Source organism: Pseudonocardia sp. McavD-2-B, assembly GCF_024124365.1.
In the GTDB taxonomy this organism is placed as follows: domain Bacteria; phylum Actinomycetota; class Actinomycetes; order Mycobacteriales; family Pseudonocardiaceae; genus Pseudonocardia; species Pseudonocardia alni.
On the sequence record NZ_JAMXSG010000346.1, the window covers coordinates 1 to 5,051 of the forward strand.

The 5,051-nt window shown below is 75.4% G+C and carries 5 protein-coding genes; all 5 read left to right on the forward strand.

From position 1 onward, the window contains the following. Positions 1–451 precede the first annotated feature (451 nt). The 5 genes from rplU to NH602_RS27915 all read left to right on the forward strand — a co-directional run bounded on the left by rplU (position 452) and on the right by NH602_RS27915 (position 5,030). Entirely contained in the window at positions 452–757 is a 306-nt protein-coding gene (rplU, locus tag NH602_RS27895) for a 50S ribosomal protein L21 (protein ID WP_020624746.1), read from the forward strand. A 12-nt stretch (positions 758–769) separates the two neighbouring features. Continuing rightward, on the forward strand, positions 770–1,027 hold the full coding sequence (gene rpmA / locus NH602_RS27900) for a 50S ribosomal protein L27 (protein WP_020624745.1): 258 nt from the start codon (positions 770–772) through the stop codon (positions 1,025–1,027). Between the two features lie 120 nt (positions 1,028–1,147). After that, positions 1,148–2,647 carry a GTPase ObgE gene (gene obgE, locus NH602_RS27905; protein ID WP_073578058.1) on the forward strand — a complete coding sequence of 500 codons (1,500 nt, stop codon included), beginning with the start codon at positions 1,148–1,150 and terminating at the stop codon, positions 2,645–2,647. Positions 2,648–2,654: 7 nt separating this feature from the next. Continuing rightward, positions 2,655–3,767: a glutamate 5-kinase gene (gene proB / locus NH602_RS27910; protein ID WP_073578057.1), complete on the forward strand. Its 1,113-nt coding sequence runs from the start codon at positions 2,655–2,657 to the stop codon at positions 3,765–3,767. Between the two features lie 24 nt (positions 3,768–3,791). Beyond that, complete coding sequence (locus tag NH602_RS27915) at positions 3,792–5,030, forward strand: methyltransferase domain-containing protein (protein ID WP_253069351.1); 1,239 nt, start codon at positions 3,792–3,794, stop codon at positions 5,028–5,030. Positions 5,031–5,051 lie beyond the last annotated feature (21 nt).

A 5,051-nucleotide genomic window follows, 5' to 3' on the forward strand; every position in this document is an offset into this window, starting at 1 on the left:
CCGGAGCCCGACGCACCCGCACCGCGCCGCCGCCGGGTCAGCCGCTCCGGCGGCGCCCCGGTCCGCGGTGGTGAGGCGGTGGGCATCACGACCGCCTCGACGCCGGAGGAGTCCGCTCCGCCGGCGGCCACGACGGCACCGGCCGACGCGGGAACGGCGGCCGCTCCGGCCGTCGCCGCGCAGCCGGAGCCCGCCGCGGCCGTCACCCGTACCCGCCGTCCACGCCGGGCGGCCTCCCGTCCGGCGGGTCCGCCCCAGGACGGAGGGTGACGGCGACCCCGGCGGAGAGCACTCCGACGGGGTCGCGTAACCTTGACCGACAGAAGCCACGCCTCTGCACACGACAGTGTTCGGCACGGGGGCCGTGGTGTGCGCGCCGGGGACCGGCGCGAGCTGTGAAAGCCCGAGCGCACCAGATGCGCCCCCGATGTTCAGGAGTCGTGCGTCAGCGATGTACGCGATCGTCAAGACCGGCGGCAAGCAGTACAAGGTGGCCGTCGACGACGTGGTCACCGTCGAGAAGCTCGACGGTGAGCCCGGCGCCGAGATCATTCTGCCCGCCGTTCTGCTCGTCGACGGCGACCAGGTGACCACCGACGCCAGCGGCCTCACCTCCGCGGTGACGGCCACCGTCGTCGAGCACACCAAGGGTCCGAAGATCCGGATCCACAAGTTCAAGAACAAGACCGGGTACCACAAGCGTCAGGGGCACCGTCAGCCCCTGACGAAGGTCCAGGTCACCGCGATCGGCAAGTAAGGAGCCCGCGTCATGGCACACAAGAAGGGTGCGTCCAGCTCCCGTAACGGTCGCGACTCCAACGCCCAGTACCTGGGTGTGAAGCGTTTCGGCGGCCAGTCGGTCAAGGCCGGCGAGATCCTCATCCGTCAGCGCGGCACCGCCACCCACCCGGGTGTCAACGTCGGGCGCGGCAAGGACGACACGCTGTTCGCCCTCGCCGCCGGGACCGTCGAGTTCGGTTCCAAGCGCGGCCGCAAGACCGTGAACATCGTGCCGGCCGAGGTCTGAGCGACCCGCCAGCACAGCGACGCCGACGGCGGGTCACCCCGGTAACGGGGGGCCCGCCGTTCGTCGTGTCACCACCCACCGCGGCCCCGCCGCGGTTACGACAACGACAGGAGCACCGTCATGTCCCGGTTCGTGGACCGCGTCGTGCTGCACGCGACCGCGGGTGCCGGGGGCAACGGCTGCGCCTCGGTACACCGCGAGAAGTTCAAGCCGCTCGGCGGCCCCGACGGCGGCAACGGCGGCCGGGGCGGCTCGGTCGTGCTCGTCGTCGACGCGGGTGTGCACACGCTGCTCGACTACCACCACCGCCCCCGTGCGGAGGCGAAGAACGGCACCCAGGGGCAGGGTGCGTTCAAGCAGGGCGCGAACGCCCCGGACCTGGAGCTGCGGGTCCCCGACGGCACCGTCGTTCTCGACGCCGGCGGCGAGGTCGTCGCCGACCTGGTCGGTGTCGGCACCCGGTTCGTCGCCGCCGAGGGCGGACGGGGCGGGCTCGGCAACGCCGCGCTGTCCTCCGCCGCCCGCAAGGCCCCCGGCTTCGCGCTGCTCGGTGAGCCCGGCGACGAGGTCGAGCTGACCCTGGAGCTGCGCAGCCTCGCCGACGTCGGCCTCGTCGGGTTCCCCAGCGCCGGCAAGTCCTCGCTGGTGGCGGCCCTGTCCGCGGCCCGCCCGAAGATCGCCGACTACCCGTTCACCACCCTCGTGCCCCAGCTCGGCGTGGTCAGCGCGGGGGACGACACCTTCACCGTCGCCGACGTCCCCGGCCTCATCCCGGGTGCCGCCGAGGGCCGCGGCCTCGGCCTGGAGTTCCTGCGCCACATCGAGCGCTGCTCGGTGCTGGTGCACGTCGTGGACTGCGCGACCTTCGAGACCGAGCGCGACCCGGTGTCCGACATCGAGGCACTGGAGACCGAGCTGGCGCACTACGCCGAGGCTCTCGGCACCAGCGCGCTGGGGGAGCGGATCGACCAGCGCCCGCGCCTGGTCGCGCTCAACAAGATCGACGTCCCGGACGCCGCGGACCTGGTCGACATGGTCCGCGAGGACCTGACCGAGCGCTTCGGCTGGCCGGTGTACGCGATCTCCACCGCGTCCCGGGCCGGGCTGCGGGAGCTGAGCTTCGCGATGGCCGAGCGGGTCGCCGCGGCCCGTGCCGCGCGCCCGGAGGCCGAGCCGAGCCGGATCGTGCTGCGCCCGCGCGCCGTCGACGACACCGGCTTCACCATCACGCCCGACCCGGAGCTCGACGGCGGGTTCATCGTGCGCGGGGAGCGCCCCGAGCGGTGGATCCGCCAGACCGCGTTCGAGAACGACGAGGCCGTCGGCTACCTCGCCGACCGGCTCGCCCGGCTCGGCGTGGAGGAGGCGCTCGCCAAGGCCGGAGCCGTCCCCGGCTGCCCGGTCACCGTCGGCCAGGTCACCTTCGACTGGGAGCCGTCCACCCCGGCCGGCGTCGCCGCCCTGCTCACCGGGCGCGGCACCGACATCCGGCTGGAGGGCAACGACCGGGTCGGCGCCGCCGAGCGCAAGCGCGCCCGGGGCGCGCGCCGGAACCACCTGTCCGACGCCGAGCTCGCCGCGGGCGCCCGCTACTCGTCGGACCACGAGATCGAGGAGTGAGACCCGCGTGAGCACGCGCGCCGCACTGGGTGCGGCGAAGCGGATCGTGGTGAAGGTCGGGTCGTCGTCGCTGACGAGCCTGACCGGTGGTCTCGACCCGGCCCGGCTCGACGCCCTGGTCGACGCCCTGGTGGGGCGTCGCGCCGCCGGTGCGCAGGTCGTGCTCGTCTCCTCGGGGGCGATCGCGGCCGGCCTCGCGCCGCTGCAGCTGCGACGCCGGCCGCGTGACCTGGCGACCCAGCAGGCCGCCGCGTCGGTCGGGCAGCTGCTGCTCGCCCACGCCTACTCGGCGTCGTTCGCCCGGCACGGGCAGGGCATCGGGCAGGTGCTGCTCACCGCCGACGACATGATCCGCCGCTCGAACTACCGCAACGCCCAGCGCACCCTGGAGCGGCTGCTGCAGCTCGGGTCGCTTCCGGTGGTCAACGAGAACGACACCGTCGCCACCGCCGAGATCCGGGTGGGCGACAACGACCGGCTCGCCGCGCTCGTCGCGCACATCGTCGGCGCCGACGCGCTCGTGCTGCTCTCCGACGTCGACGGCCTCTACGACGGCCACCCGCGCGACCCCGGGACGTCGCTGATCACCGAGGTCGACGACCCGGCCGAGCTCGCGGGGGTCAGCGTCACCCGCCCCGGGTCGGGACTGGGCACCGGCGGCATGGCCACCAAGGTCGAGGCGGCCGCGATGGCGTCGGCGGCCGGGATCCCGGTGCTGCTGACCTCCGCCGACCGGATCGCCGATGCCCTGGCCACCACCGAGGACGGCCCGGAGGTCGGCACCGTGTTCCGCGCCGCCGGGACCCGGATGGGTGCCCGCCGGTTCTGGCTGCGGCACGCCGCCGACGTCCGTGGGGCCCTCGACCTCGACGACGGCGCGGTCGAGGCCGTCCGCCGCCGTCGCCGCTCGCTGCTCGCCGCCGGGGTGCACGGCGTGTCCGGTGACTTCGACGCCGGCGACGTCGTCGAGCTGCTCGCCCCCGGTGGACGGGCCATCGCACGGGGTGTCGTCTCCTACGACGCGACCGAGCTGCCGCACATGATCGGCCGCCGGACCCGCGAGCTGCCGCCCGAGCAGCGGCGCGAGCTCGTCCACGCGGACGACCTCGTTCTGCTCTAGACGGCGGCAGGGCACAATGCCCGCATGTCGGCCGACCGCGCCCGTTCCGCGCTGGTCGCGTCCCTGGTCCGCGACGGCCGGGTGCGCACCCCCGCGGTCCGCGCGGCACTGGAGACGGTGCCGCGCCACCTGTTCCTGCCGGCCCTCGACCCCGGCGGGGCCTACGCCGACGTCGCCGTCCCGATCAAGGTCGACGACGGCGTGACGGTCAGCTCGGTCTCCCAGCCGTCGATGGTCGCGATCATGCTGGAACAGCTGGAGGCCGGGCCGGGGCACCGGGTGCTGGAGATCGGTGCGGGGGCAGGCTGGAACGCGGCGCTGCTGGCGGAGCTGGTCGGTCCGGACGGGGCCGTGACCACCCTCGACATCGACGACGACCTGGTCGCCGGGGCCCGGGCGAACCTGGACGCCGCCGGGTTCGACGACGTCGACGTCGTCGTCGGGGACGGGGCGCTCGGGTACCCGCCCGCGGCGCCCTACGACCGGATCGAGCTGACCGTCGGCTCCACCGGCGTCCGGCCGGAGTGGGCCGCCCAGCTCGCTCCCGGCGGCCGGCTGCTGCTGCCGCTCACGGTGCGCGGCAGCCAGCTGTCGGTGGCGTTCGCCCACACCGCTCCGGGACGGCTGCACTCGCGGTCGGTGCGCAGCTGCGCGTTCGTCCGGCTGCGCGGGGAGGGTGCCGACCCGGGCGCCGAGGTCGCGCTGCCGGACGGCCGGTGGCGGGTGCAGCCCGCCTGCGGCTCCGATGACGCCGACGTCCCGGACCCGCGGGCGCTGGCCCGCGCGACCACGGGTGCGGGCTCCGACCGGCCGGTGGCAGCGGCGGGCACGGTGGCGGATCTGTGGGACGGGCTCGGGCTGTGGTGCGCGGTCGCGGACCCGGGGGTGGTGCGGCTGTTCGGCCCGGCCGAGGGTGGGGCGGCACCGGCGCTGTTCGACCTCGGTGGTGTCCGCGCGACGCTGGGCCTGGTCGCGGGCGACGGGTGCGCGGTGCTGCTGGCGAACCCGGAGGCGACGGTGCGGGCCTGCGGGCCGGACGGTGACCGCGCCGCCGAACGGCTGGCCGGGCTGGTCGCGGGGTGGGTCGACGCGGGCCGGCCGCACGCGGCGGACCTGCGGATCGAGGCGGTCGTCCCGTCGCTCGCCGGTCCCGGTGGCGGTGCGGAGCGCGGGTCCGTTGTGGACCGGGCCGGGCCGGCGGACGTGGTGGTGGACGGCGCGGGTACCCGGCTGACGCTGCGCTGGGGCCCGGCCTCGGCCTGACACGCGGGGACACGGCCCGGA